Raw genomic sequence first — 25,933 nt, 5'->3', positions numbered from 1 at the left:
CTTAACCGCCACACCGCGCGAACTAGACTTGAAGTAAACACCAAAGGAATCCGAGGGTTAGAAATGACGGAGAAGGTCAAGCTGCTCCACCACGTTGAGGCCATCAACTGGAACCGCATCCAGGACGAGAAGGACGTGGAGGTCTGGAACCGTCTGGTCAACAACTTCTGGTTGCCGGAGAAGGTGCCGCTGTCTAACGATGTGCAGTCCTGGGCCACGCTGACCCCGGCCGAGCAGGAAATGACCATGCGGGTCTTCACCGGCCTGACGCTGCTGGACACGGTGCAGGGCACCGTCGGCGCCGTCAGCCTGATTCCGGATGCCATCACCCAGCATGAGGAGGCGGTGTACACCAACATCGCGTTCATGGAGTCGGTGCACGCCAAGAGCTACTCCTCGATCTTCTCCACGCTGTGCTCCACCAAGGAGATCGACGAGGCCTTCCGCTGGTCCAACGAGAACGAGAATCTGCAGAAGAAGGCGCAGATCATCGTGGACTACTACACCGGCGATGACCCGCTCAAGCGCAAGGTTGCCAGCACCTTGCTTGAGTCCTTCTTGTTCTACTCCGGCTTCTACCTGCCGATGTACTGGTCGTCCCGGGCCAAGCTGACCAACACCGCCGACCTGATCCGCCTGATCATCCGCGACGAGGCCGTGCACGGCTACTACATCGGCTACAAGTTCCAAAAGGGACTGGAGAAGGTGGACGAGGCGAAGCGGCAGGAACTGAAGGACTACACCTTCGACCTGCTCTACGAGCTGTACGAAAACGAAGTGCAGTACACCCACGATCTTTACGACGGCGTGGGCCTGGCGGAGGACGTGAAGAAGTTCCTCCACTACAACGCCAACAAGGCGCTGATGAACCTGGGCTACGAGGCCATGTTCCCGTCGTCCCTGACGGACGTGAACCCGGCCATCCTGTCGGCACTGTCCCCGAACGCGGACGAGAACCATGACTTCTTCTCCGGCTCCGGCTCGTCCTACGTGATCGGCAAGGCCGTCAACACTGAAGACGAGGACTGGGACTTCTAAGGCCTGTTTTACTTCAGGACCCGTTCACAATGGAGGCACCGCGGCAGAGCTGCGGTGCCTCCATCATCAGATGGCGCCTGCACAGCTCAAGCACCGTCCTCCTTGGTGGACTTTAGCTTTGCTCTTTCGATGGCGCGGTAGACGGTGGATCGGCCAACGGAGAACAGCTCAGCCAGTTCATACATGGTGTGTTCGCCAGCGATGTGCAGCTTGTAAAGATGAGCTTCCTGCTTGGGCGACAGTTTCGGTTGTTTGCCGCGCAGGCGGCCTTTGGCCTTGGCGATTTTCATGCCCTCGCGGGTTCGAGAACGAATGAGGTCGGTTTCGAACTCCGCGATCATTGCCAGGACGTTGAATAGAAGCTTGCCCATAGGGTCGGTCGGATCGTGGACTGAGCCCCCGATGTTCAGTTTGATTTCCCGACTTGCCAGATCGTCTGCGATGTCATGGGCGTCTCGAACGGACCGGGCCAAACGGTCCAGCTTGGTCACAATCAACGTGTCGCCAGCACGGCAGGCCGCCATTGCCTCGCGCAGCCCTGGCCGATTTCTATTGGTTCCGGTGAGTCCGTGATCGACATAGATCCGTTCCGTGGCGACGCCGAGGCGAGCCAACGCGTCGCGCTGCGCGGTGAGGTCCTGCTCCTCGGTCGAGCATCTGGCGTAACCAACAAGTAATTCAGCCATGCCAATGAGTGTGTCACATAACTCCCCGTCACCGGCCAGTTCACTGGTCTATCTATATGGGATGGTGTCCAGTCAGCCACCTCGACACTGCTAGTCAAGGTGGGTTTGTCCGATCGAGGGACCGGCTTGCGGGCGTCCATCAGAGACGTGAGGTCGAGGTGCGTCGTGTCTCGTGTCGGCGGTCCGTGCCATCATGTAGCCGTGACATCCATCGAGCGCATCCGTCCTGAAGGGCTCGTCCGGAGTCCGGCCTTCTTTTCAGAGCGGAAACGTCTAAGGGAGCCCACTCCGGGGTCGCGGCCGAGCTGGAGGGTGCACGCGAACGGAAGCTTCAGCAGCGGTTGGTGTTTCCCTAGATCGGTGCCTGGGACATGGGTCCGGGACTTCGGCGCGATCTGCGCCGTGAGCGCGATCGTCTCGGCTATGAGGTCGCCATCCCTGTGGCCGCGGCAGTCTGGCTCACCTCGATCTTTGGGGAGGGGTTCTACCGGTGCCCCGCTGGCTTGAGGGCGCTGTGGTCGTGGGCCAGGCGGGTGGCGGCGTGGGTGATCGCGTCGGTCATCAGGCTCAGCGCCTCCAGATCGACGTTGCTGAGGTCATCGCTTGGCCGGTGGTAGTTCGGATCGCAGGGCCGCTTGGCGGTGCCGCCGAAGAGGCGGGCCTGCTTGGTGGTTTTCTTCTCGTCGTCTCCGGTGTACAGCCCGCCCACGGCGACACCCTTCTTCACGAACGACAACTGATCCGAGTCCTCGTCCCAATCGGTGGCGACCCAAGGCTGGTCGTGGGTGTCGAAGTAGTCAGTGAAGACGTCCATGATCTCCGTCGAACCTTCGGGCACGTCGTGATGGGGCTTGGGGTCCCGTGCGTCGTAGACCCCGATGATGGGGTTGGGCGAGGCGATCATGTCGAAGTTCAGGTAGGCGGCGATCCTGCCGAGTGCCTCACTGTCGCTCTTGGCCAGGTGCTTGACGTAGTGCCGGGACCCGTACTCCTTCTTGTACTCCTCGGCCCCCCACCAGGCGAAGCGCACCGTGTTGCTGAGGCCCTCCTGCCGGCCGAGCGCTTTGGCGGCCTCTAGCACGGCCGCCACCCCGGAGCCGTTGTCATTGATCGCCGGACAGCCGGGCACCCCGTCGAGGTGGGCCCCGAGCATGATCACGTTCTCGTCGCTGCCGGATGCGGTCTCGGCGAGGATGTTGAAGGTCTCGATCTGCTCGCCGCGGTGTTTGAAGGTGAAGTGCTGGCGCGTGCTGCGGTAGCCGGCGCTGGCGAGTTGGTGTTCGACGTACTGGGCCGCGGCCTCGTACCCGGAGGTGCCGGTGGCACGGTCGCCGTGCTCCTCGGCCAGGGCCTGGAACTTCTTTAGATGTTCGTAGGCGGCGGGAACCTCGCCCGGTGAGATAACGAGACCTGATCTCAGGCGACGGCTTAGCTTCATATCGTCCCTATCCAGTACAACACGGAGACGGTGGCAGTCTACCCTCCCAGTGCAGGTCAGCGACACTCTGGCGGCCGGTCTATGGGGTGAGGATCAAGTCCCCGGACCGTCGGCCCGGTCTCCGGTGCGACCGTCACGCCGCGCCGCGGGCCCCTTCCCAGCCCTGACGCGTGAAATCGGTGCACCATCGGCGCCGTTCAGGGAACGACATCCAGGACCGCCTGCCATTATGTCTGACGCGCGACGGTCCTACCGGCTCACCGCCACCGAGACCCGCCTTCCTGCAGCATCCGTAAGACACTATCAACCCGGTAACCGCCCCAGTCCCGAAACATCTCGATACGCGGAAGGCTCCGTTCATCCCCGCCGGCCGGATCACCGGCCGCAGCGACGACATAAGGACCGGTTCGGCGAGGACGTCCTGCTCACCGGCCGGCACGCCCCGCAAACTCACGGTGAGACCCTCGAAACGGACAGACGCCGCACGTCTGCGGGAAGTCTCGTGCCTCATCCAGAATGCGTCAGCGGCCTCGGCCCGGCCGCGTCGGCAGTTTCTTCGACAATGCCGATAACCAAGAATATGCCTTGGAGTGACGTTGGTATCACTACTGAGGCCAAAGCCACCAGAGGAAGCATGCGAATGGGAGTTCGCGTCTTGTCAGAGTGAAATCTAAGACTGCGAGAGCGGGGTGTCAGAAATGGGAGGCGGGAGCTCTATTCTGACGGGATTACGACCAATCATTTGACGTCAGTTTGGGGTGTACTCCAACCTGACGTCCTCTTTCCGCCGCGATCCTCGATGTAGACGTTGCCAACTTCGCAAGGGCCTCCTCGGCCTGGTTTAAGATCACGGATTTCCTCCTCAACCGCTATGAGCCGCGCCTCCGAGTTGAAGTTGATGGCGTTTTGTTGGGATAGCTGCTCTATGGCGGCGTTCTGGCTGCGCAGCGCTTGATTCACGATGTCGATGGAATGGGTGAGGCTATCCGGGCTTTCAGCACCAAGCAATAACGAAATACCGGAAGGTATACCACCGCTTTTATAAGCCTGACTGGCAATCTGCCCGATCACCGCACGGTTCGCGGCCATCTCCTCCCGGTCTCGCTCACGCTGTTCGGTGAGAGTGTTCTTTGTACCCTGCGCAAGGTCCACGCGCTGAGCCAGTACGGCCACCTCATCGGCGGCGGCCGCAACTCGGGCCTGCGCCGCAGCCAGAGACTGCTGCGCTGCCGGCAGCTCATCCTGGTAGCCCTGCAGTTGAGCAACCGTTTCGATGATGTCAGCATCCAGGAAGTCCATCGATTGCTGCACTTCGGCGATCTGGCTTTCAAGAGCGTTCTTGCGCTTGTCCAGCTCATCGGCGTAAACCGGTCCACTACTACCGACCACCAGTGCCATAACAAGGAACACGATGTGTTTCTAAGGATCTTGGCCCCAACGGAGATCCTGCCCGCTGACCGCAGCCGGGAAACAACATCCACAGTTTCTCCATTCGTTGCTCATTACATAACCCTGAAGCCAGGGAACAACGAAGAAGAGAAACCCCGCAAAGTTCTTCGTGCTCCTGGTCAAGGTCGGCAGTGGTATCGGTTCTGTCCAGAACCGTCGCGGCGGACGCCCGCCGCGTGGAACTTTTGATCACTGCAGCAAGTTGTCACAGTAACCAATTCACCGTGCGTTGCTATGAGAGCCATGGATAACCATAATCGGACCTTCGCGGACTACCCGGATGCCGATGCCGGTGCCGTCCGCGTGTCCCTTGCAGGGTCCATGAGATGTTCGGAACTCATCAACATGTGTGACCCGCTGTGGCTGCGGCAGAGAATGACCCGGGCACATCAGCCCGAACGGACTCAGATCACCCTAAGGGGGCAGGGACGATGATGACGACCACACCGCTGCCGGCACCATCCGGGCCCGGGCAGCATCCGGCTCAGCAGCGCCGCGCTCCACATGATCAACGGCGCTTCGTGCTTTCGCTGGTCTCGATGGCAGCCGTGATTCTCGCTTCGTTGAGCCTCAACGGTGTTATCCAGGGCTGGCTCTGGTTGCCCTCCGTCGCCCTCACGATCGGAAGTGTGTTCGCCGGCATGGCCGTCGTGCGAAGACTGCGCTTCCCTGACCCGCTGATCTTCGTGACCGGCCTGCTCACCCTGGTCGGCACCCTGAATTGGCAATACTTTCCTGACCAGAGCATCCTGGGCGTCATTCCGGGACCGGAGTTCCCGGAACGGCTGACATTTTTGCTCAAGGATGCAGAAGACACCGTGGTCTCCCAGCTGGCCCCAGTGCTACCCGGTGTGGGAATTCTCCTCATCATCAGTGCCACAACGGGGCTAATGGCGATACTGGTGGACACATTAGCCATCACACTGAGGATGCCGGCTGTCAGCGGCATCCTTCTCCTGGTGATCCTCGTACCTCCAGCGATCATCAAACCCGACGGGGTGGGTATGCCCGCGTTCGTCGCTGCTGCGACCGGTTACCTGCTTCTCCTCGCCGCTGGGCAATGGCGGGAGAAACCCGAAAAGACGGCCAGCACCGGCAGGACCTCCGACGGGTTCTTCACTCGCGCAGTATCGATAGGCGCGGTGGCACTCACCGCCGCCCTTGTGTTGCCCTTGATGATCCCGGGATTCAATTCGGGTACGTTTCCACAGGGGTCCCGCCTGAATCCGTGGGGTACGGCGACCGGGTTGAACCCGAGCGTGACACTGGGCAATGACCTGCGCAATCCGGCCGGTTTCGGGCGCATCACTTATGCCACCAACGCGGACGAGCCGCTGTATCTACGATCATCAACTTTGGAAGATTTCTCCGGGCAACGGTGGGAGCCAGACCAGCGGCTGGATTCCCGACGCACGGGGATCAGGGCAATGGAGGGAAATGATCGAACCGGCAGCACCGTAGTGACCACGATTACCACAGGGAGCTTCACCAGCACCTGGCTGCTGGCGCCGTACGCGCCGACAAGCATTACTAATGTGGAGGGTAGTTGGTCGTGGGACCCGCAGAACCTCACCATACTGGCCTCTGACGGCGGATCCACAGCGCAGCAAACGTATCAGGTGCGAAGTTCAACCCCGAAACTTACCCGGGAACTACTCGCACACATAGGACCCGTTCCGGACGGTGAAGTTTCCCCAGAATTTATGGCACTGCCCGATAACATCCCGGCAGCCATTGAAACGACCGCGCGTGGGCTGACGGCTGAAACGGCCAACCCTTTCTACAAGGCCATGGCAATTCAGAACTACCTCAGGGGTGAGGATTTCACGTATTCCCTGGAAGCGCCGGTGGAGGGCGGTTATGACGGCAACAGTATGGGCGTGATCGAGCGTTTCCTGGACGTCAAGGCCGGCTATTGCGTCCAGTTCGCCGGCACCATGGCCGTAATGGCGCGACTGGTCGGGATCCCAAGCCGGGTCGCGGTCGGATACGCCCCAGGCACTCCCACCGGAAACACAATTCGGGGCCCCCACGGTGAGGAACTCACGGAATTCGCCGTCGATTCAAGAGATGCCCACGCATGGCCCGAGCTCTACTTCAGGGATGTCGGCTGGGTGAAGTTCGAACCCACCCCGGGCCGCGGGGTGGTTCCTGGCTATGCCCAAGCCCAACCGCTACCGCCTGAGGTACTCGCCGAGGATAACCTCACACCCCAGGATTCGTCGGTGTCTGCCGCACAACCTCCTTCCACATCGGGTTCCGGCGCGGCGGATGACTTGGCGGGCCCTGACCGTTTTAGATCAAACTGGGTCCTGATAGCCGGAACGCTGCTGCTGCTGCTCGCACTGATTTCCGTTACACCACTCCTTAGACGTGAAGCACGGTCCTCCCGCCGCCGCCGGTTGCTCACCTCGGGGACCCACAACCCGGCCAGAATAGCCTGGGCCGAAACAACTGAAATAGCAGGAGACTACGGTTATCCGACGGTGCCATCGGACACGCCGCGCACATTCGCTGAGCGCCTCAGATCCAAGGCCGCACTTGAGGGTCAGGCAGCGGTTTCACTGTCGAGGCTGCAGCATGCTTACGAGATCGAGGAATTTGCTCAAGCAACCGGATCTCCGCGCCAAGCTGCCGGAACGCTTCACACCTGGGAGGACGTGCAGACGGTCATCAGTGCCCTGCGTAGTGCCGCTAAACCCGCTACACGGCTCAAGGCACAGCTCCTGCCCTACTCCCTCCGTCACCCATTCGGGACTGTCCGATAGACGGTGTGTGGGGTCCGGCGGTTTTCATTAGTGGGGGGTTCTTTCGAACCGACCGGCGAAGGTGATCGCGAACGCGTTGAGCGCAGGCTTCCACCTCATCACCCAGCGTGCCCGGCCTCCGCCGGTAGGGTCAAGAGACCTGGTGACCAGCTAGAGGTCTTTCAGTGCAGCGGCCTCGTTGGGGAAGTGCCCGCGCGCCCTCACCGCCTGCCGGTAGCGGGCATTGATCGACTCGATCGCGTTCGTCGTGCAGATCACCCGCCGGATCTCCACGTCGTACTCCAGGAACGGCACAAACTCCGCCCAAGAGGATTCCCAGAGCTGCAAGATGGCTGGATACCGTTGGCCCCACTCGGCTTTGAATTCGTCGAACCTGTCCTTCGCGGCCTGCTCACTCGGCGCGGTGTAGACCGGTTTGAGCGCCTTGACGATCCCGTCGCGGTGCTGCCGGCCGGCGTAGCGGAAGCTGTTGCGGATCAGGTGCACGATGCAGATAAGGTCTGCAGATCGGCGAGCACGACGGAGACGTGGTCGGCCGTCAGGCAGGAGTCCCGGACCGTGACGTGTGCGCTGAGCACGGAGGTGTCGGAATCGACGCGGGAGGCGTGCAGGTCATGGACGTCGATGACGTGGGGCAGCGCGAGAAGCCGCCGGCGGACCTGGTCAAGGTCGAGGCCCCTGGGCGCGGTTTCCATCAGCACGTCGATCGTGTCCCGGAGCAGGACCAGGGTCCGGGGGATGATCAGGGCCCCGATCAGGAGGGAGACGATGGCGTCCGCGCGGGTCCAGCCCGTGGCGGCGATGATGACCGCGGAGACGATGACGGCGGCGGAGCCGAGAGCGTCGTTGAGGACTTCCAGAAATGCGGCCTTCATGTTCAGGTTGAGGAAACCCACCGGCAGCCGGAGTGTCAGGCAGGCGGCGGCATCCGGCTTATCCTGTTAGGGGCACTGAAACGATGGGAGGCAGCATGAGGCAAACAAGCGCGTTCCCCGGATCGGCATTCCTTGCCGTTCCATCCGGATGGCGTGCTGCCGTCCTGCTGACTGCGCTGGTCGTTTCGCTTCTGGGACTGCACCTGTGGAACGGGCCCGCCGCGGCCTCCGCCGCCGAGCTTCACCCCGCAAACCAGGCCGGCATCGTCTCGTCCGGCCCTTCCCAGCACGCAACCGCGGAAGAAGACCAGCGTGTTGTTCCCCCGGCCGACGCGCACCCGGGCGTTTGCCCGGCAGAGTCCGGTGCCGGCGAGCAGTGCCTCATCGCGAACCCCGCCACCATGCTTATTCTGGTGCCGGCCGGCACCGGGATGCCCGTTCCAGGCCCCGCACCGCTGGCTGCCCCGGGACATAATCCGGGGCTGCCGTTCGCCGCGGAACCCCCCTCACTGCACAGGCTCTCCATTAGCCGGACCTGACGCACGCCCGGGCGGGTGCCACCATATTCGCTCGAAATCCGTGTCCGCATGACGCCGGAAACCGGGCCCGGGACCACTGCTTTACGCATCCTGGCCCAACGCGGCACCGGCCATGACCGCCCCACCGGACGATGCCACCAGCCCTGCTGCCGGCACGCCGTAACGGCAAATGATTTACCAGGACCAACGTGTACCCATCAGAAAATCATGACCTCGACCGTGCTTTGGAACTTGCGCAAACCCGCACCCGCAACCGTGCTGCCCGCCGGCGAAGAACGTTCGCATACGGCACCGGTGCCCTGACAACCGCCGCAGCCACAGCCGTCATCATCACGGCCGCGGCAGGACAGGCCCAGCGCCAGGCAGCAATCGAAGGCGCCGCACAACGCCCGATTGAAGGAATCCAGCCCTACACCGTCCTGTCGCCGCAAGCCGCGGCCGCGACAGGGGACAAGCAGGAGGCTGCCGGAACTACCATGCCCGTGCCGAAACCGCTTGCACCACCTACACCGCACCCGTGAAAGAAGGCCTTGCCCTGCGCACGCTCGAACACGGCGCCGTCCTGCTGACCTACCATCCAAATCTCCCGGAGAAGGAAATTCGGCAGCTCGAGGACATCGCCGCCGACTACCCCTCGGTCCTGCTCAGCCCCACACCAGGCCAGTCCGAGCCGGTCACCGCCACGGCATGGAACGTGCGGCTCGAAGTCCAAGGCGCCGAAGACGAACTCATCGAGCCCTTCATCATCAAATACTCCCAAAACCCCCAGGCGCCCGAACCCGGCGCTGGCTGCACCGGCGCCACCATCGGCTGAATCAGAAGCCCCGCTACCCGCCTGCGGTCAGGCCGTATACCACTTCCGTAGAGGAGAAACCCCTTTGAAACATCTCATCCTTGGCGTGACAAACCCGTTCCCGGACCAGGAAACCAAGCTGCGCCCCGGCCTCGACCCCGACCAGGTCACCCCAGGAGCACTCGGATTCTTCGCAACCTTCTTCATGGTGCTGGCCATCGTGCTGCTGATGCGCTCCATGGCCAAACGCATCCGCCGCGTCCGCTACCGGGAAATGGTCACCGAACAGGACAATCCACCCGTATCCCGGCCCAACACAAAGGTGCAGGATCCTGAACCCGCCCGCCCGCACGATAAGCAAGCTCTCGCGCAAAGCACGGCCTCCAGCCCGAACTGAGGCTTCCGGCACGCCAGGCCGGCGGCAGGCCACGGCATGAGCCGCCGCCTCCAGCAGGCCACGCCCACGCCCCCGTCTACTGTGCCGCCTGCAACATCCCTCCAAGGCAAGGAACCCCTCCCGATGACAAAGAACACAACAGGAACCCCCCGCAATCCTGTGCCAACGAAAGCCGGCACTGCCGCTGGACCCGTACCCCGCGAACGGAACAAGACGTCCGGACCAGCCCCTGCCCCCGTACTGTATGACGAACGGTTGTGGCCTTCCCCCGCGGTATGGATCATCGCCGCAGGCCTGGCAGCAGCGGTGATAGTGGTTCTGGCGCCGATAAACCTCGCCGTGGGCTACATCGCCAGCGCCAGCACCGCCGTTCTCCTCGCGGTCCTGCTGGCAGCTTCCACACCCCGCATAACGGTGACGGATCTGACCCTGAGGGTCGGGCGGGCCGAAATCGAGCGGCGCTTCATTGGGGACGTAGAAGCCTACGAGGCAGAGGAAGCCACGGCACAACGGGGGCGGAAACTCAACGGAACCGCCTATATGTGCTTCCGCGGCTGGATCGACCCGGTCGTCAAGATCGGCATCACGGACGAAGCCGACCGCACCCCGTACTGGCTGGTGTCCACACGGCGGCCCGAGCAACTGGTTTCTTCCCTCCGGCCCATCAGGAAGAACAGGCCTGAAGATCTGGCCAGCGTTTCCCGTCCGTAAACCGCCCGCGGCAGGAGAAAGAAGGCCGATGCGTGGAGGCGAACCTGCGCCAACGTTGAATCCTGGATAAAAACACCTCCGGCAGCTGAAAGTCGGATGCGGTTTTGGTGTGCGGCCTTTCGTGAAGAAGGGCTGGAGGCCTTGCTGCCGCTCCATACCGGACCGGGGACAGGGTACTGACGCGAGGCACGGTTGCGCAGTGGCTGCTGCCCGGAGGGCGTGAGCACGATCAGTACGCAGTTCAACCCGACGATCAAGATGGCGCTGACGATACCGGCCACTCGAAGCGGGACGGAGCCGACGTGGATCCCCATAATCTCGCGGTTCCCTGTCAGACGGATCAACGGGATCAACGCGAACGGTATGCCGAAACTCAGCAGCACCTGGCTCAGCACAAGCGCCCATGTCGGCTCGATCCCTGCCCTCAGGATGATCAGGGCGGGAATCAGGGTAATGAATCTGCGCAGCAGCAACGGAACGCGTACGTGCAGCAGGCCGCCCATGATGGTCGCGCCGGCGTAACAGCCGACCGACGTTGACGCCAGACCCGAAGCCAGCAGCCCCCGAAGAACACTCGGACGACCGGGCCCAGCGCGTCGGTAATCGCGGCATGCGCGCCGGCAATAGTGTCGGTGCCTTCCGTTCCGCGCAGGCTGGAAGCTGCCAGCAGAAGCATGGCAAATAGTCACCGCGCCGGCAACCAGCAGGGCGCCGACGACATCCCACCGCGTCGGCCGGATCAACCGTTGCCGCTGTTTCAGGTCCTCTCCACTCGGCCCTGGCGAGGGACCGGTATGGCTTCGCCGCGCATCAACGACCCGCCCCCGCCGTCACCGGAGGACATCGAAGTGGCGGGCCTGCAGACGTTCGACGATCTGAGCGCTAATCATGTCGCCCCGGCGGTTGCTTACGCGACCACGCATCCCGCTGGCTAAACTGCGGCACCTACCGCGAACCCGTCCCCGGCGAGAACGTCGTACCTGCGCTCGAATACGGCGCCGTCTGGACGCCGGTTTGCTCGGCGGGGGGTGGGGTGAAGGCTCACACGGCTGGCAACTGTGAAATCCAGGCCAGGCTAAACACGAAACCTTCGGATCGGCGGGTTACCAAATCCGGGGGCATCTTGATACAGCTTCCTCAGATATCTGGGGCCGGGGGAATCAATCCTGCTGTTTCCACTAGTTCCTTTACTCATCCCCCTAGTTGGGTCGTGTGCTCAAATAGTGGGTTGGCGTGTGTTGACAGATTCCTGCCATCGCGTTGTCTTTGGCTCAGCAGGTTGATCGTATGCACTGTTGCCGGGGCTGAGGCCCTGTAATCCCCGTCCCGTTGGCGTTAAGCCGGACCTCGACATCGAGAGGATCCCGGTTTCACGGCTGTGATTGAACGCCCTGTTACCCGCAATGCAAGCGAAGGGCTCTAAGGCCGCTTCGGGCAGCCGCGCATGGGTTTACGCCTGGACCTCCGGGACAGGCACGGCAAGTTCGCCGGCTTTCACGGCCGCGAACGTGAGAGCCAGCAAAGCCGGCGTCAGTAGGTTTGCCGGCCTGAAGACATGACGCCGCTTCCAGCGCCAAAATCCGGTCAACGCGATAACTCCTGCATATGCAAGGGCAACCGCGATCATGAAGACGGATCCCTCGCCCCAGAAGTACGGCAGGCTGACAGCTCCCGCAATCACCAATTCCCCCATACCTGTCACACGCTGCACAGCAGGTTTGGGATCGTTCGCATAAAGGAACCACGGGAACCGGAAGATGTTGGCGAACGCGCTGCCCAGTAGAAACAAAACAAAGGCGATGTGGGCGAACGCCACCACAATCTCGTAAACGCCCAGTCCATCATTGGCAACCATCCTGTGCACGCTCCATCAATTATCAGGGCAAAGGTCCTACCTGAAGAACTGCCCCTAACCTGAAGTAGTTCCTGTTGCACCGGCGATGGGAGCCAGATCACCCCCCGGGGGCACCGCCTGCCGAGCCCGGGGCATAACCGTCTCGCTGTTATCGGTTCTGGGTGCCCTGATTTTCGTCCGATCGCCGCCGCAGCCGTTCAGCTGGCTGTCAGGGAACGTTGCTCTTGTACACATAAACGACGGCTAGAGTCGAAGCTGCCTCTTAGGCGCTAGTGAACAGGGCACCGGCCGGTCAGGAGGGATCCCAACCTCCGAACCGGCCGGTGCCCACTAATTTAATGGCCTCTGTCCTATTGCGTCTCGTTTCGGTTTCTTCCGGCCTGAGCCGGGCACCTTCCATCAGCAGGGGGACCGGGACCGATGCCCGACGCAACCTAACGACTGCCGAAGCGTGGCAGGCAGCGGAATACCGATCATCCTGCTTTCAGCACCGATCGATGGGAAGATGAGGCAAGCTTGCGCATTCTTCGCAATTGACACTGTGACCTCGGCCATGATCTGGAACTTGTGCAACCCGACCCGGCAGTCAGGCTTCCCGGCATGGCGATGGGAGGGGCATGCGGCCTGCTGCGCCAGTGCCGTGGTACGACCCGAAGGTGCAGACCCCTAATTGTGCGCGAGAGGCGAAGGCGGGATCTGAAACCGTTCCTCGCGTTGCTTCTCCGCTCCGGGATCACCACGCCGAGATTACTTCGGATTCCTATCCCGCCGTCCGGAGTGCACCTTCCGGACACTAACCGTAAACCACCCAGCAACCTTCTGTTGGCGGCGTGTCCGTTTTGCGCAGTTATCGATTCGTTATGTAGGGTGGCAATCACGTCGGCGCTTCCTGGGCCGGCCCCCTCGGAATGGCTTTGCCTAACTCTGCCACCGTTCCGAGTCCGTTCGCAGACATTCGGCAGAGGCGGGGGACCCACGTTTACGGGCTCCCTCCAGAGCCCTTGGGGTTAAGCCGCACTTCACACGGAGCGATTTTCCGGGGTGGAACGCGGCCGGGTGACTCCCATCCGAACCCGACAGCTTACCTCGCAGGCATTGGGAGAGGCTACAACCTTGTTCAAGAACAATCACGCACGCCACCGTGCCACCCCGGTCCGCAGCAACCCGTTCAGCGGAGTTTCCAAGGCCGTATCGTCCCACGCAGGTACCGTTGGCCGCAGTGCCGCAGTTGTCACCGCTGCCGGTGGCCTGATGCTCGGCGCCGGCCTGCCCGCCAATGCTGCTGCAGAAGTGGATTCCAGCAACTTCGCAGCCCAGACCCAAACTGAAACCGTTGCCGCTCCGGCCAACGCCAGCCCCGGATCATCCTCCGCTGAAGGCGCTGCAAGCCACACTGTCAAGGCCGGCGACACGCTCGGTGCCATCGCCTCGCAGTACGGCGTGGACCTGAACGATCTCTTCGCGGCCAACGGCCTCGACTGGACTTCGATCATCTACCCCGGTGACGTCATCGAACTCTCCGGTGCCTCGCAGGCGCCGGCTGCCCAGGCCCCGGCCCAGGCTGCTCCGGCCCCCGCTCCGGCTCCGGCGGAAGCACCGGCCCAGACCGCACCGCAGGAAGAGGCCTTCACGGTTGCCGCAGCCAGCTCTAGCATTGAGCATGCTGCCAGTACTTCCGGCATCGCCGATATCGCCAAGTCCATGGTGGATTCTCCGTATGTTTACGGCGGAACTTCACCGAGCACCGGGTGGGACTGCTCCGGCTTCACCAAATGGGTCTATGCCCAGGCAGGCATCGACCTTCCCCGTACCAGCCAGCAGCAAATCGCGGCCATGAAGCCGACCAGCAACCCGCAGCCGGGTGACCTGGTATCCCAGAACGGCGGAGGCCATATCGGTATCTACCTGGGCGGCGGCAAGATGGTCAGTGCCCTGAACCCGGGCGATGGCACTCTGGTCCACCCGATCAGCTGGATGCCGGTAGACGGTTACTACACCGTCCGGTAAATCCCCGCAGCAGCGGCAGCAATAGAGGTATGCATCGTCGGAACTGCCGACGGTGCATACCTCTTTAAGTTCTGGTTCAGGGTCTGTCTGCTGCAGGCCTCTTGCAATTTCCCGCCGGGCCCACTCAGCAGGGCGGCGATTCGGCGTCCTTGAAACCCAGGGTAACGGGAAGCTCCATGTCCAGCTCCTTATCCCCTCCCTCGTATGACCGGCAGCCGGTGAACATTGGGTGGGTTCCTTTGGCTGTCGAGCCAACCTCACTGGCGACTGCGAGGGCTGCCCCTGTCCCCCTTTCCGGGGCGGCGTGTCCGCGTCAGGGACAGGTATTCCTGATCAGCCCGGTACCGGCATTGATTCCCTACCCGGAGGCGACGCGTCCGAGCGAGGCCAGCAGCTCGTCGCAGGCTTTTTCGCAGCGGCGGCAGGCTTCGGCGCAGACCTGGCAGTGTTCGTGCATTTGAGCGTGCTTCCCGCATTCGTCGGCGCAGGCCCTGCAAGCGGCGCGGCAGGCCTCCACGATGGCCCTGGTGATGTTGGCGTCATAGCCGGTGTGGCGGGAAAGGACGTTGCCGGTGGCCGCGCAGATATCGGCGCAGTCCAGGTTGGTGCGGATGCACTTGGTCAGGTCGGCGACCATGTCTTCCGCGAGGCACGAGTCAGCGCAGGCAGTGCAGTTCTGGGCACACTCGAAACAGGCGGCAATGCACTCGGCGAGCTTCTGGCGGTCCACGCCGCCCAGGTCCTTGGGGTAGGTGTCGAGCATCGAGCTGATGTGCGTCATTTTCCTGCTCCTTTTCATCCATTTCCGGGCCGGCGGGTACCGGCCGCCTCTTAAGCACAGTAGCCTTACTATCAGGCGGATGCTACCGGCACATCACTCGGCACCCCCTTTGAGGTACAAGGCCGGGGACGATGCAAGTCCTCCGGCGCCGGAGACCATATTGGAGTAGCAAACATGAAGGACACCTCAGTCAGCAAGCAGTATCTTTCGCTGCCGGCCCTCGCTGTCGCCGCAGCCGTGGCCCTGTCCGGATGCGGCGGTGGCGGTGGCGGCACTTCACCGGAAACCACGGCGCCGGCAGCACCAACTACCGCGGCGACATCTGCGTCCGCGGCAGAGCACAACAGTATGGACACGATGTTCGCGCAAATGATGATTCCGCACCATCAACAGGCCAACGAAATGAGCGAGATCATACTGGCCAAGGACGGGATCGATCCCAAAATCACGGACATGGCCAACGAAATGATTGCCAAGCAAACTTCCGAGATCCAAACAATGCAGGGCTGGCTGACAGCTTGGAACGAACCGTCCACGATGAGCGGCAGCGCGTCCCCCGGCATGAGCGGTCCTGACATGGAAGGCATGACCGGCAGCCCTTCGCCCGGGATGAGCGGCATGCCTGAAATGAAGATGATGACCCCGGAGGAAATGGAAAAACTTGAGAGCGCCCAAGGCGCCGAGGCCGAGGAGCTCTTCCTCACACAGATGAGCGCCCACCACGAAAGTGCCATCCAGATGGCCGAACACCAGGTCGAAAACGGGTCCAACCCGGAAGCGGTCGCCCTGGCCGAGCAGATTATCGAAGACCAGGAAGCGGAGATCCAGGAAATGAAGGACATGCTCGCCGCCCAATAACGGTCTGGTCCTGTATCCGGCAACAGCGTGAAGGCATGGCCCTGACGGGATCCGATGTCCAGGAACACGCTGAGCCCGTGTTCGTACACGCCAAGGTGTCCCTGTGGCATGGCGGCTCTGGATACCCTCAGGGGCCGGTCAGCCAATCGCCGCCGGTTCCAGGCAGCGGATGCCGCTGCCCAGCGGTGTGGTGCCGCCATGCCCGGCATGCGGTACACGGGCAGCGACCAATCCGGCTTGGCTAATGCCATGGCATGCAGGCACTACATTGCAACCACGGAGCAAGGGACTACATTGGAAGGATGGAGTATCTGTGGGTCTTGGCACCTTCTACCGGTGTGGGGTTGATCTTCTATTTCGCCATGAAGGCAGTCTTTAACGCCGACCGGAAGGAGCGTGAAGCGCTGGCCGAGGCAGAACGAGAGGCCGAGGAGCGCGGAGGGCGCCAGACGAATGAATCCGGTCCCCCGCGCTGAGCCGGTCTCCCCACAGTTCTGTGCAGGCAGTACGTCTTGGGAGAATGCCATCAGTCCGGACGGCAACCAGCAGCCTTCGCATCCTTTCCTACGTGTACTGCCGGAGCCGGCCTTCGTATTCCGGGGAATCGAACCGGGTCCGCAGCCGAACCATCTGCCTTGCGGCCGGAAAGATGGAACAGGAAACACATGAGAACCGGCACCGCAGGCACGGACAGAACCAAAAAAGCGAAAATCCTCGCCTGGTCCCTTCTCGGACTCGTCGTCATCGGATCGATCATCGGCATCTTTCTGATGAACAACTACCTGAACGGTCGAACTGCACCGGGCGACGGCGGCAATGTCGTGCGCGAGAACAGCCGGGTCCTCTCCCAGGCACCGGATGAGAAGGCCGTCCTGGTGGAGTTCCTGGACTTCGAGTGCGAACCCTGCCTGACCGCGTACCCGTTTGTGGAGGAACTGCGCGCCGACTACGGCGACAAAATCACCTTCGTGCACCGATATTTCCCGCTGCCGGGGCACAAGAATTCGATGAACGCGGCCCTGTCGGCGGAAGCTGCCGCCCAGCAGGGCAAGTACGAACAGATGTATAAGAAGATGTTTGACACCCAGACCCAGTGGGGTGAGTCCGACGACGATCAAAGTTCGCTTTTCCGCAGCTACGCCCAAGAGCTCGGCCTCGACATGGCCGCCTACGACGCCGCGGTCGCGGACCCGGCGACCAGGGAACGCATCGAAGCTGACAAGCGTGACGGACAGGCCCTCGGTATTGCCGGCGCACCCACCTTCTACCTTGACGGCAAACTTTTAAACCCCAAAACCCTGGACGAATTCCGGGACCTGGTCGAAGCGGCGGCCACCCGCCCCTGATACCCGTTGAACTCTGGCACCCAACGCTGCGTATCCATAAGATACTTCTCCTCCCGGGCACATCCGTTCCCGCTGCCAGCCGTCATCTCCGAGGCCATAATCCTGCCCCCCCGTTTCGTGCTCCGTTGCGAGTCACGGTGTGCTGGTCTGAGGCCACCGGCATATTCCTGCCCCGGTCGACCATGATCCGATTCCCCAGTACCGTCGAACCGCTGTCCGGGCGGTGCCATCAGGAGTGTGGAGAGAATTGACGGGCGGTAAAGGTGGTGCCCCTTTTCGGGGATGCACAAACACCCGATCAACGTGGTAGAGGAGCCATGACCAATGCCGGACCGACTGCTGGAACTACGGGTTGGGGGTATTTCCGAGGCCGGTGCCGAAGGGCGCCTTGTTCCTGGCCCATAAGTGCCGGGGAAACGGACCGGCGCTGCCGCGAAGCAGCAACCGGCCCGCTTCGTCCCGCCACTCACGGCAGGGACTCGATACTGTAGGGCCGCAACCTTGGGAGAAGCTGAAAGCGGGCAGTGGCGGCGGGCTCCGCTGCCTGTCGAACACTAGGACATCTGGATCGTTCCGTACGGATCTTCACGCCGATTTCTGGAGGCAGGGAAACAATACCGTAGTGCTGCTGTGATCCGGGCCACGGGTCAGATGCCGTGATGCCGGCCGTCGCGGGCGGAAGGAAATGCTGGCAGCTGCGCCGCATGTTTGAACCGCAGCGGCATCGATGCCTGGCGGGGAAATCAGATCCGTGATCGAGGACGGCTTACGGGGCACCGTGAAAAATGCGTGGCGAGGAGACGAGGGAGGCGAAGGATTGCAGATGTCGGGAGGATAAACCGTGCTGTCCGGAACCTCGGCCGGTGCAAGAGTGCGTCGTTGCGTCGTTGCGTCGTTGCCCGGCATGTCCGGCCCGTGACCTGGAATACTCCAATGAGCGGGAATCCATTCAGGGACTCAAACTGCCCGGCGGCGCCTGCCGGGGCCGCCGTCGGAATCCGGCGGCACCTATCCGGACAGGTGGCTGTGGGATTATGGCTTATGGCAGAAACAACCCGTCGGCGGATATCCGGCATTGACGCGGCCCGTGGCATCGCCCTGCTGGGGATGATGGCGGCCCACGTCTTCCCGCTCTGGGACACCGGCGTGACCGCCGAGCCCAATGTTGTCGGCTTGGTGTTTTCGGGTCGTTCGTCCGCATTGTTCGCGGTGTTGGCCGGCGTCGGGTTGGCCCTGCTGACCGGGGGCAGCCGTCCGCACACTGGTCGGGACCTGAGGGCCGACCGCACCGCCATCACCGTGCGGGCGGCGTTCATCGGTCTCGTCGGAATGCTGCTGGGCTACTTGAATGTCAATATCGCCATCATCATGGTCCACTATGCGGTGCTTTTCCTGTGTGCCCTGCCTTTCCTGCATCTTCGGCTGCGGGTCCTTGCGGCGTGGGCCGGCGGCTGGCTGTTACTTTCCCCGGTCCTGGCGTTTGTGCTGCGCCCGTGGGCACTGGAGAACGTCCAGCCGGCCGGCGTGCTGGAGCACAACGTGGTGATCGAAGACTTCTTCACTCCGGCGGCGCTGCTCTCCGATCTTTTCCTCACCGGGTTCTACCCGGTGCTGCAATGGCTGTCCTACATTCTGATCGGCCTGGCCATCGGCCGGCTGGATCTGCTGCGCACCACCATTCAGCTGCGGCTTCTGGCCGGTGGAATCGCGGCGGCGGCCAGCGCCAAAGCGGTGTCCTGGTTCGTGATGGGGCAGCTGGGCGGCTATGAACAGGTGGCGGCTACGGAGGGGGCGCAGCGGCCCGATTTCGAGATCATCTATCAGGTCAACCTCGGCTGGATCGAGCAGGAGGATTCCTGGTGGTGGCTGGGCTCCTCCTCGCCGCACGCCGGCTCCAGCCTGGACCTGCTGCACACCTCCGGCACGGCCGCTATCGTGCTGGCCGTGTGCCTGCTGCTGACCGGCAGGCTGCCTGGGCTGCTGCTGCCGCTCTCCGGGGCCGGAGCGATGACACTGTCCCTGTACTCAGCCCACGTCTGGACGATGAGCTGGGCGGATGCGATTCCGGGCGTGTCCGACGGGGTGCTGTACTGGTTCCAGGTAATCATCGTCCTCGCGCTGGGAACCGTCTTTGCCGCCTTCCATTGGCGCGGCCCGCTGGAATCGATGACCTCCACGTTCTCCCAGTTCACCCGTGACGGCATCCGCGGCAGCGGTATCCGGCACCGCTAACCGTCCGGATGGAAGGAAAGGGCGGGGAGGGGGCCTTCGTATCCGGTTTGGGGGAACCAAACGACGTATCGCCTGGTTTCGTGCCTTGGGACGGTTGAAAAGCGGTCATGACGGACGCACCAGGAGGTCCGGCCGGGGCTAAGGAAACGTCAGTAATAAATAACCACTCCGTTTGGCGTTTGGTACGTGACAATGGTGTATGGCCATTGGTGCGGATGTGGAGTCGTCGTTGAGGGCGAAGTTCGAGGCGGTGCTGCCGCATCTGGATGAACGGTCGGCGCGGCTGGTGCTCGCCGGTGAGGCCAGGTCGCTGGGCCGTGGTGGGATCGCGGCTGTGGCGCGTGCCTCGGGGGCATCGAGGTCGCGTGTTCAGCAGGGTGTGGCCGAGCTGGACTTGGGAGAGAAGCCGTTGGGTCGGGTGCGCCGGGCTGGCGGCGGGCGCAAGCCGGCGGCGGCGGCCGATCCGGAGCTGGCACCGGCGCTGCTGGCCCTGGTAGAGCCCACCCGGCGGGGTGATCCGACCTCGGCGCTGTGCTGGACGACCCTGTCGGTGCGCCACCTGGCTGCGGAGCTGACCGCGGCGGGGCACCGGGTCAGCCAGGAGACGGTCGCGAAGCTGCTGCGCGCTGAGGGGTTCAGCCTGCAATCCAACGCCAAGACCGTCGAGGGCGGGCAGCATCCGGACCGGGACGGGCAGTTCTCCTACCTCAATGATCAGGCCGAGCAGCACCTGGACGCCGGGCAGCCGGTGATCAGTGTGGACACCAAGAAGAAGGAGCTCGTCGGGGCGGACAAGAACGACGGGGCCGAGTGGCGCCCGGCCGGTGACCCCGAGCGGGTGAAGGTCCACGACTGCATCGACCCGGCCCTGGGTAAGGCCAACCCCTACGGGGTCTATGACGTGGCCGCGAACGCCGGGTGGGTTTCGGTGGGCGCCGACCACGATACCGCCGCGTTCGCCGTCAACACCATCCGATCCTGGTGGCGCACCACCGGCAACGCCGCATACCCGGGCGCGTCGCGGCTGCTGATCGCCGCCGGCGGCGGCTCCAACGGCTACCGCACCCGGGCCTGGAAGACCGAACTGGCCGCCCTGGCCGACCAGACCGGCCTAATGATCACGGTCTGCCACCTACCACCGGGGACCAGCAGGTGGAACAAGATCGAGCACCGCCTCTTCTCCCACATCTCGATGAACTGGCGCGGACGGCCCCTGACCAGCCACGACGTCATCGTCAACACCATCGCCGCGACCACCACCCGCACCGGGCTGACGGTCCAGGCCGAGCTCGACACGAGCCAGTACCCCACCGGGGTGAAGATCCCCGACCAACAGATGAAGGACCTCGAGACCAGCGGCGCGCTCATCCGCCACGACTGGCACGGCGAGTGGAATTACACCCTCAACCCCAAAACCGACAGGCCCTAAACTGGTGCCCCTCCGGCGCAGGTGAACGATGCTCTCTTCGACGGCGCTGACTTCGCCCAGCTACTGATGTTCGCGGGCTCGTCCGGCCGCTCTGTCCGTCCCGGCTGCCAGGCTGAGGCGCCTTGAAACTGACACAAGGGGGAGCCGCGGAGTGGCCGAGTATGAGTCCTTCCCCTCGTCCGGGACCCGGAAAGCACCCACCCGGGGTGAAGAGGTGCCGGTGCTGGCCGTGTCCGCGGGTGGTGTGGCGGCCCGCCGCACGTCAAGCGAGGTTCGGGAGAACCGCATAGCCGACGGTGAGCAGGATGCCGGCCACGGATACCAGGATAGTGAGCAGTCTGCCCCGGGCCGTTCTGGATTCCTTACGCAGGGGGAAGAGGAACTGGCGGCCGATAATGTAGAGCAGCATCCCGATGACGAAAACAGCGCCGGTACCGGCAGTATCAAAAGCCAGGACGGCGACGAACGCGAGGATGGTGATGAACAGTGCCATGGCCGCTTCGACAAGCTGGACCGGATAGCGCCTGCGGCCTTCACGGCGGTCCGAAGACCAAAGGGCCCACTTCGCCGCCGAGGGGCGGCCGTAGCAGCAGCCCGTGAGGAAACATCCGGGGCGGCCGACGGCGAGTCCAAGGAAAATGCCGGGCGCGGACAGGTCAAAGTAGACGCCAAGCGGTATCTGGAAGACCAGGGATCCGAGCAGCATGACCAGAACAGCCCCGACAATGAAGCCCTGTATGCACGCCCCTGCGCTCATGAATTGGCGCAAAGGTTTCCGGTGCAGGGCCAGTGCCCACAGGCGGGCGCCAACGATGCCGACAAGAATTCCTATGCTTGCTATAAGGAACGGCTGCCACCAGGGCCAGCCGCCCGCGGCCAGGAAGAGGACCTGCAGCACCAGCGCAAAAAGGGCACCGAGGCCGACCAGCAGCGGCCAGGAGAGCACATTGACCCCCGGACCGAACGCGATGAGATGGTACCGCGTCCGGACATCGGAAAGCTGCGACCGTTCGGGCTGTTCGACTCCGTCCATGACGGGCGTGGCACGCACCCGCCAGATGCCCCGTTGGGCCACTTTGTGGCGCAGCGTGACAGCAATTCTGCCTGTGTCCGGTTCGATATCCTCAACGACTTCATCACGGACAAAAGTGTTCGACTCGTTGGCGTCGGCATCGGAGAGTAGACCGCGGAAGCGCACGGTCACCCGGCGGCTACCGGCCCAGCCCGCAGTATCGAGCCAGTAGGTTACCGCCACTGACTGTGGATCGAGCCCGTCAACAGCTCTTTCCAAGGTACTCAGAGGCCGGACGCTCTCCGGATCAACATGAATCCGGAAGGGGGCCTGCGGCGGACGGCTGGATTTCTGCCCCCGCGCGGCCGCGGCCCGGGGCTTGGACGACAGGGCTGGTTGCGCCCGTTTGCTGGCGTCGATTTGTTCAAGCTTGCGCCGGACTTCGGCCCATGCGGCGGCATTCTGGTCCTGCTTCTGCGGGCCGGATTGAGGACTTCGGCCAGCAGGTTTCGGGCTGCGGCGGGTGGACTTACGTTTTTGGGACATGGCTAACCTTTGGGAAGTGGCTCGACAGGAGACGGCAACCGGAAACCGGTGGCCACGGGACAGACGCCGTGCCACCTGATCCGGATGGCCGGCCTATAGGCGGAGTATCCCTGTCGGTTTTAAGCCAGGCACTACTGCCGGGCCGGGCTGCACCACGGCGCGGCGGGCAGACGGATCCGGGGCGCCGGCAAGTCCGGCGGGGGCGGTGCCCAAAGCCACGGCGCCGACGCCGCTGGTGGCTTTCTCTGTGTCGTTGCCCTGGTCACAGGCCGCGGCGTAGTCAGGGGCACCGGCGGGAATCTGTGCATCCGATTGCGAGACGGGTTGGTACGACGAGGCGAATGAAACGTCCGGGCTGGTTTGAAAACTGCACAGCGGCGCCGCCACCAATGCCAGGAGCACGGCGAAGCAGGCCTTGAGAAAGACCCACCGAAGGCGCAAAGCCCCGTCAGAGGACCGATATCCGGCCCGCGTCCTCAGCGCCAATTCCACCAACTCTCCGGCTCGTCTTCGCGGTAGCGGCTATAGCATCGGGCAGCGCACTAAGCACTTGCAGCCACCGCGCCAGTCTACAGCCGGCAGGCGAGGGGGCGGACCGCCGCAGCATTGCCCCGATGGGGATGAACAACGGCCCCGACAGCAGCGAAGCCGGAACCGCACCTGGGCCGCGTGCTGCTCGCCGCCGTCTTCGCCGTCGCGACGGCCTGCGTTGTCGTGACGTATACGTGCCGATCATCACGCAGATCCTCAACACGGAGAGACATACGGCAGGGACGCCGCGCCGCTGCCACACTGCCAGATGCCTCAGCTCCAGGACAGTTCTCTAGAGACCAGGGCCGGCCACCATCGCAACCCGTTCCAAAATCAGTGAATGAATTCACAGGCGTCTACAATTCCGGTACCGCACTCGAGGGTGCAGCTAAACCGGCAGCGACACCGGCGCTCAGCGCCACCACACCGGCCCAAAGCGATACCGGCCAGCCAAGTCCTTCTGCTATGGCAAGCCCTGCGAGCTGACCCGCCCATATGAACACGGCGATTCCCGCTGCCGCAACGGGGAGCCACCGCCGCGTCAGCTCGACGGGCACGCGGGCTAATACAAGATCCGTCAGCACTGCTGCCACGGTCGCACCGAGGGCGCCGGCCACCGCGGCGGAAGGCAGGCTGGCGATTCCCACGGACAGCCACGCAACCGTCGAAACCACCGCGGTGACCGTAAGGCGGGGAATCCGGCTGCCGGAGGCGAGCACATAGAGTATCGGAACGATCAACAACATGGTGGTGACGATGTATCCGCCCAGCGCCGCAACCACCGGCAGCTCTGCCTCCTCGTGCCCCGGGGCACCTTCGGGGACAGGAACAAACTCCATGAGAGGAGCAGAAAACATGAAAGCTGACGTATAGACCAGAAAGAACGCCGCCAGACCGGTCACGAGCAGCAAAGACAACATCGCCGGGGCAGCCCACGGCCGGGACGGTCTCATCGTGCGCTGACTACGAACACCCGTGCCGAGGATCAGCATTCCACCGGCTCCCAACAACAAATGTGTCGGGCTGACTAATGCGTCCAGTGCCACCTCGATGCCAAACAGCTCGTGCCAAGCCACATCGAGTAACCCGCCCAAGGCAAACAGGCCGATTCCCAGCAGCGTCCCCCCATACCCCTTGGGCAGAGAGTGGCGGAGCGGCAGCCCTTGCCGGCGGCCACGCCGCATCAGTACAGCCATCCAGATGCCAATCATCCCCAGACCGGCATACAATGCTGAATGCCACGGCGTGAAAAACGTCTCCGTCCCGACATCATTCAAGTGCGCCCAGCCGTCGAGATACACAGCGAGCAGCAGCCACGTACCGATCACACCGGTGACCAAGTCACGAACCGGTGCCGGGTAAGTTTTCGCAACCACTTGTGCTGGAGTCACGGGAATCGTCCCCCTAATGCAGCCGTCCCAGCCATTGTGAACCTTGCCGGGCGTCAAGTGCTACACGTGCGGCTGCGAAAGCGGTGAAGTCGGCATCATTCTTGCCCGGGTAAAGATAAAAGTGCCCCTTTTTTCCTCTCCCACTCCGGCGGGTTATTAGCCGTATCCAGCCAGCCCAGGCCCGGGAAGCTTTCCATGATCCAGGCAGCTCATCGATTTGGGATGTCATGTATGACTCTCTTGGCCGATGGCCGATGGCCGTGACGTGCGTACAGCGGCCCGGAACTAAACATCGCGCTCAGTAGTTGCAGACGATAGCCTCGGCGCGGAAAATGCAGCTGCCGGCCCAGGGCAGGTCCGGCCAATACGAAACATTCAAAACTGTTGGCGTGAGCCCGACAGGTTGAGACAAAGCACCGACGGTCGGTGCCACGCGAGTAGAAGCGACGCCTCTTCTGGTCATACCCACCCATAACCTGTCCCGGGTTGGTGCCAACCCTTGAAATTTGCGGGTGGTACCGGGGTCATGAAGGGCTGGCATCCAGTGCCCTTTTCCCTGAAAGATTGTTTGCATGCCCTTTTCGGTGCGCTGAACGAGGGAAACGCTGATAGTAGGGGAAAATGGTTGGAAACGAAGGAGTCACCGTGCCGAGAATCGTTCTAGCAAACGTTTACGTCGACGATCAGGCAAAAGCACTCGCCTTCTACACCGATGTCCTCGGTTTCGTCCTAAAAACTGACCAACCGGCAGGTGAATACCGATGGCTGACCGTGGTCAGCGCCGAAGCCCCGGACGGTGTGGAGCTGCTTCTGGAGCCCGATGCAAACCCGGCCATCAAGGTATTCAAAGAGGCCCTCGTCGCTGACGGCATCGCGTTTACCTCATTCGCAGTCGAGGACGTGGCAGCGGCATACGAGCAACTCAGTCTCCGGGGCATCCGCTTCACCCAGCCACCGGCTCAAGTGGGAACCTGCGTGATGGCCGTGCTGGACGATACCTGCGGAAACCTGATCGAGATCTGTTCCACAATCCCTCAGTAGTCATACGCGCCGGCCGGCAGGGGCGGTCCCGGAATCATCGAAGCACTGCCGGAAGATGGCATGTTTCTGCCATCCATTTCTCTGTCTATTTCCCAGGGGTGGTGCTACGTTTGACCGCGGATGCTCCACCGAGATACCGCTTTTAGGCGATTCCGGGGGAGGGGTTGGCTAACTGGTCGCGGGGCGTCCCGAAGGGTGTGCTCCCTCGGC

The 25,933-nt window shown here is 62.9% G+C and carries 21 protein-coding genes, 4 pseudogenes and 1 riboswitch; of the genes and pseudogenes, 14 read left to right on the top strand and 11 right to left on the bottom strand.

Annotation, left to right across the window (positions count from 1 at the left end; genetic code table 11):
• Positions 1 to 63: 63 nt before the first annotated feature.
• Complete coding sequence (gene nrdF, locus HGO92_RS16195) at positions 64 to 1,038, top strand: class 1b ribonucleoside-diphosphate reductase subunit beta (RefSeq protein WP_101632650.1); 975 nt, start codon at positions 64 to 66, stop codon at positions 1,036 to 1,038.
• A gap of 86 nt (positions 1,039 to 1,124) precedes the next feature.
• Here the strand turns inward: nrdF and HGO92_RS16190 are convergent, their stop codons facing one another.
• The 3 genes from HGO92_RS16190 to HGO92_RS16180 all read right to left on the bottom strand — a co-directional run bounded on the left by HGO92_RS16190 (position 1,125) and on the right by HGO92_RS16180 (position 4,572).
• On the bottom strand, positions 1,125 to 1,724 hold the full coding sequence (locus HGO92_RS16190; protein ID WP_169996626.1) for a recombinase family protein: 600 nt from the start codon (positions 1,722 to 1,724) through the stop codon (positions 1,125 to 1,127).
• 484 nt (positions 1,725 to 2,208) lie between these two features.
• Positions 2,209 to 3,162 carry a M20/M25/M40 family metallo-hydrolase gene (locus HGO92_RS16185; RefSeq protein WP_169996624.1) on the bottom strand — a complete coding sequence of 318 codons (954 nt, stop codon included), beginning with the start codon at positions 3,160 to 3,162 and terminating at the stop codon, positions 2,209 to 2,211.
• Positions 3,163 to 3,900: 738 nt separating this feature from the next.
• The gene (locus HGO92_RS16180) at positions 3,901 to 4,572 is read right to left on the bottom strand and encodes a coiled-coil domain-containing protein (RefSeq protein ID WP_169996622.1); all 672 of its coding nucleotides are present in this window, start codon (positions 4,570 to 4,572) and stop codon (positions 3,901 to 3,903) included.
• A 470-nt stretch (positions 4,573 to 5,042) separates the two neighbouring features.
• Here HGO92_RS16180 and HGO92_RS16175 point away from each other — a divergent pair, with 470 nt between their 5' ends.
• Positions 5,043 to 7,379 (top strand): transglutaminase TgpA family protein, encoded by a 2,337-nt coding sequence (locus tag HGO92_RS16175; RefSeq protein ID WP_169996620.1) that lies wholly within the window; start codon positions 5,043 to 5,045, stop codon positions 7,377 to 7,379.
• A gap of 27 nt (positions 7,380 to 7,406) precedes the next feature.
• On the opposite strand, the pseudogene HGO92_RS16170 reads toward HGO92_RS16175, so the two are convergent.
• Together HGO92_RS16170 and HGO92_RS16165 are read right to left on the bottom strand one after the other, a co-directional pair.
• Positions 7,407 to 7,871 (bottom strand): annotated as a pseudogene (locus HGO92_RS16170) (transposase); the annotation flags it as partial.
• Between the two features lie 8 nt (positions 7,872 to 7,879).
• Positions 7,880 to 8,263 (bottom strand): annotated as a pseudogene (locus tag HGO92_RS16165) (cation diffusion facilitator family transporter); the annotation flags it as partial.
• A gap of 86 nt (positions 8,264 to 8,349) precedes the next feature.
• On the opposite strand from HGO92_RS16165, the gene HGO92_RS16160 reads away from it, so the two are divergent.
• The 5 genes from HGO92_RS16160 to HGO92_RS16140 all read left to right on the top strand — a co-directional run bounded on the left by HGO92_RS16160 (position 8,350) and on the right by HGO92_RS16140 (position 10,694).
• Positions 8,350 to 8,793 (top strand): hypothetical protein, encoded by a 444-nt coding sequence (locus HGO92_RS16160; protein ID WP_169996618.1) that lies wholly within the window; start codon positions 8,350 to 8,352, stop codon positions 8,791 to 8,793.
• Between the two features lie 188 nt (positions 8,794 to 8,981).
• Complete coding sequence (locus HGO92_RS16155) at positions 8,982 to 9,314, top strand: hypothetical protein (RefSeq protein WP_169996616.1); 333 nt, start codon at positions 8,982 to 8,984, stop codon at positions 9,312 to 9,314.
• A complete protein-coding gene (locus HGO92_RS16150) occupies positions 9,311 to 9,607 on the top strand; it encodes a DUF3105 domain-containing protein (protein WP_169996751.1) in 297 nt (98 codons plus the stop codon). The genes HGO92_RS16155 and HGO92_RS16150 overlap by 4 nt, the downstream gene beginning before the upstream one ends.
• 64 nt (positions 9,608 to 9,671) lie before the next feature.
• Entirely contained in the window at positions 9,672 to 9,983 is a 312-nt protein-coding gene (locus HGO92_RS16145; protein ID WP_205834578.1) for a hypothetical protein, read from the top strand.
• A 123-nt stretch (positions 9,984 to 10,106) separates the two neighbouring features.
• Positions 10,107 to 10,694 (top strand): DUF3093 domain-containing protein, encoded by a 588-nt coding sequence (locus tag HGO92_RS16140; protein ID WP_169996614.1) that lies wholly within the window; start codon positions 10,107 to 10,109, stop codon positions 10,692 to 10,694.
• A 236-nt stretch (positions 10,695 to 10,930) separates the two neighbouring features.
• Here the strand turns inward: HGO92_RS16140 and HGO92_RS23820 are convergent.
• Positions 10,931 to 11,437: pseudogene (locus HGO92_RS23820) on the bottom strand (divalent metal cation transporter); the annotation flags it as partial.
• A 707-nt stretch (positions 11,438 to 12,144) separates the two neighbouring features.
• Complete coding sequence (locus HGO92_RS16135; RefSeq protein ID WP_169996612.1) at positions 12,145 to 12,549, bottom strand: hypothetical protein; 405 nt, start codon at positions 12,547 to 12,549, stop codon at positions 12,145 to 12,147.
• A 936-nt stretch (positions 12,550 to 13,485) separates the two neighbouring features.
• Positions 13,486 to 13,658, top strand: a riboswitch (cyclic di-AMP (ydaO/yuaA leader).
• Positions 13,659 to 13,662: 4 nt separating this feature from the next.
• Between HGO92_RS16135 and HGO92_RS16130 the strand changes: the two genes are divergently transcribed.
• Positions 13,663 to 14,556, top strand: a complete 894-nt coding sequence (locus HGO92_RS16130; RefSeq protein ID WP_240974692.1) for a C40 family peptidase — start codon at positions 13,663 to 13,665, stop codon at positions 14,554 to 14,556.
• Between the two features lie 358 nt (positions 14,557 to 14,914).
• On the opposite strand, the gene HGO92_RS16125 is transcribed toward HGO92_RS16130, so the two are convergent.
• Positions 14,915 to 15,337 carry a four-helix bundle copper-binding protein gene (locus HGO92_RS16125; protein WP_169996610.1) on the bottom strand — a complete coding sequence of 141 codons (423 nt, stop codon included), beginning with the start codon at positions 15,335 to 15,337 and terminating at the stop codon, positions 14,915 to 14,917.
• A gap of 174 nt (positions 15,338 to 15,511) precedes the next feature.
• On the opposite strand from HGO92_RS16125, the gene HGO92_RS16120 reads away from it, so the two are divergent.
• The 5 genes and pseudogenes from HGO92_RS16120 to HGO92_RS16100 all read left to right on the top strand — a co-directional run.
• Positions 15,512 to 16,195, top strand: coding sequence for a DUF305 domain-containing protein (locus tag HGO92_RS16120; RefSeq protein ID WP_169996608.1), 684 nt, complete (start codon positions 15,512 to 15,514; stop codon positions 16,193 to 16,195).
• Positions 16,196 to 16,497: 302 nt separating this feature from the next.
• The gene (locus HGO92_RS16115) at positions 16,498 to 16,671 is read left to right on the top strand and encodes a hypothetical protein (protein ID WP_169996606.1); all 174 of its coding nucleotides are present in this window, start codon (positions 16,498 to 16,500) and stop codon (positions 16,669 to 16,671) included.
• Positions 16,672 to 16,860: 189 nt separating this feature from the next.
• Positions 16,861 to 17,541, top strand: coding sequence for a DsbA family protein (locus tag HGO92_RS16110; protein WP_169996604.1), 681 nt, complete (start codon positions 16,861 to 16,863; stop codon positions 17,539 to 17,541).
• Between the two features lie 1,041 nt (positions 17,542 to 18,582).
• On the top strand, positions 18,583 to 19,773 hold the full coding sequence (locus HGO92_RS16105; protein ID WP_169996602.1) for a heparan-alpha-glucosaminide N-acetyltransferase domain-containing protein: 1,191 nt from the start codon (positions 18,583 to 18,585) through the stop codon (positions 19,771 to 19,773).
• A gap of 199 nt (positions 19,774 to 19,972) precedes the next feature.
• A pseudogene (locus HGO92_RS16100) lies at positions 19,973 to 21,196 on the top strand (ISAzo13 family transposase); the annotation flags it as partial.
• Positions 21,197 to 21,464: 268 nt separating this feature from the next.
• Here HGO92_RS16100 and HGO92_RS16095 read toward each other — a convergent pair.
• The 3 genes from HGO92_RS16095 to HGO92_RS16085 all read right to left on the bottom strand — a co-directional run bounded on the left by HGO92_RS16095 (position 21,465) and on the right by HGO92_RS16085 (position 24,631).
• Positions 21,465 to 22,760, bottom strand: a complete 1,296-nt coding sequence (locus tag HGO92_RS16095) for a prolipoprotein diacylglyceryl transferase (RefSeq protein WP_169996598.1) — start codon at positions 22,758 to 22,760, stop codon at positions 21,465 to 21,467.
• 93 nt (positions 22,761 to 22,853) lie between these two features.
• The gene (locus HGO92_RS16090) at positions 22,854 to 23,162 is read right to left on the bottom strand and encodes a hypothetical protein (protein ID WP_169996596.1); all 309 of its coding nucleotides are present in this window, start codon (positions 23,160 to 23,162) and stop codon (positions 22,854 to 22,856) included.
• 485 nt (positions 23,163 to 23,647) lie between these two features.
• Positions 23,648 to 24,631, bottom strand: a complete 984-nt coding sequence (locus HGO92_RS16085) for a hypothetical protein (RefSeq protein WP_169996594.1) — start codon at positions 24,629 to 24,631, stop codon at positions 23,648 to 23,650.
• Positions 24,632 to 25,327: 696 nt separating this feature from the next.
• On the opposite strand from HGO92_RS16085, the gene HGO92_RS16080 reads away from it, so the two are divergent.
• A complete protein-coding gene (locus HGO92_RS16080) occupies positions 25,328 to 25,723 on the top strand; it encodes a VOC family protein (protein WP_346768988.1) in 396 nt (131 codons plus the stop codon).
• The last annotated feature ends 210 nt before the right edge of the window (positions 25,724 to 25,933 follow it).

Source organism: Crystallibacter degradans (assembly GCF_012952295.1).
GTDB classification, from domain to species: Bacteria; Actinomycetota; Actinomycetes; order Actinomycetales; family Micrococcaceae; genus Crystallibacter; species Crystallibacter degradans.
The sequence above is the reverse complement of the archived record's forward strand: the minus strand, read 5'-3'. Positions and strand labels throughout refer to the sequence as shown.

What these genes read in the sequence shown, in the direction of transcription:
- HGO92_RS16115 (WP_169996606.1), top strand. Translation starts at nt 16,498, where the DNA reads ATGGAGTATCTGTGGGTCTTGGCACCTTCTACCGGTGTGGGGTTGATC.
- HGO92_RS16095 (WP_169996598.1), bottom strand. Translation starts at nt 22,760, where the DNA reads ATGTCCCAAAAACGTAAGTCCACCCGCCGCAGCCCGAAACCTGCTGGC.
- HGO92_RS16110 (WP_169996604.1), top strand. Translation starts at nt 16,861, where the DNA reads ATGAGAACCGGCACCGCAGGCACGGACAGAACCAAAAAAGCGAAAATC.
- HGO92_RS16120 (WP_169996608.1), top strand. Translation starts at nt 15,512, where the DNA reads ATGAAGGACACCTCAGTCAGCAAGCAGTATCTTTCGCTGCCGGCCCTC.
- HGO92_RS16185 (WP_169996624.1), bottom strand. Translation starts at nt 3,162, where the DNA reads ATGAAGCTAAGCCGTCGCCTGAGATCAGGTCTCGTTATCTCACCGGGC.
- nrdF (WP_101632650.1), top strand. Translation starts at nt 64, where the DNA reads ATGACGGAGAAGGTCAAGCTGCTCCACCACGTTGAGGCCATCAACTGG.
- HGO92_RS16160 (WP_169996618.1), top strand. Translation starts at nt 8,350, where the DNA reads ATGAGGCAAACAAGCGCGTTCCCCGGATCGGCATTCCTTGCCGTTCCA.
- HGO92_RS16140 (WP_169996614.1), top strand. Translation starts at nt 10,107, where the DNA reads ATGACAAAGAACACAACAGGAACCCCCCGCAATCCTGTGCCAACGAAA.
- HGO92_RS16190 (WP_169996626.1), bottom strand. Translation starts at nt 1,724, where the DNA reads ATGGCTGAATTACTTGTTGGTTACGCCAGATGCTCGACCGAGGAGCAG.
- HGO92_RS16135 (WP_169996612.1), bottom strand. Translation starts at nt 12,549, where the DNA reads ATGGTTGCCAATGATGGACTGGGCGTTTACGAGATTGTGGTGGCGTTC.
- HGO92_RS16175 (WP_169996620.1), top strand. Translation starts at nt 5,043, where the DNA reads ATGATGACGACCACACCGCTGCCGGCACCATCCGGGCCCGGGCAGCAT.
- HGO92_RS16105 (WP_169996602.1), top strand. Translation starts at nt 18,583, where the DNA reads ATGGCAGAAACAACCCGTCGGCGGATATCCGGCATTGACGCGGCCCGT.
- HGO92_RS16125 (WP_169996610.1), bottom strand. Translation starts at nt 15,337, where the DNA reads ATGACGCACATCAGCTCGATGCTCGACACCTACCCCAAGGACCTGGGC.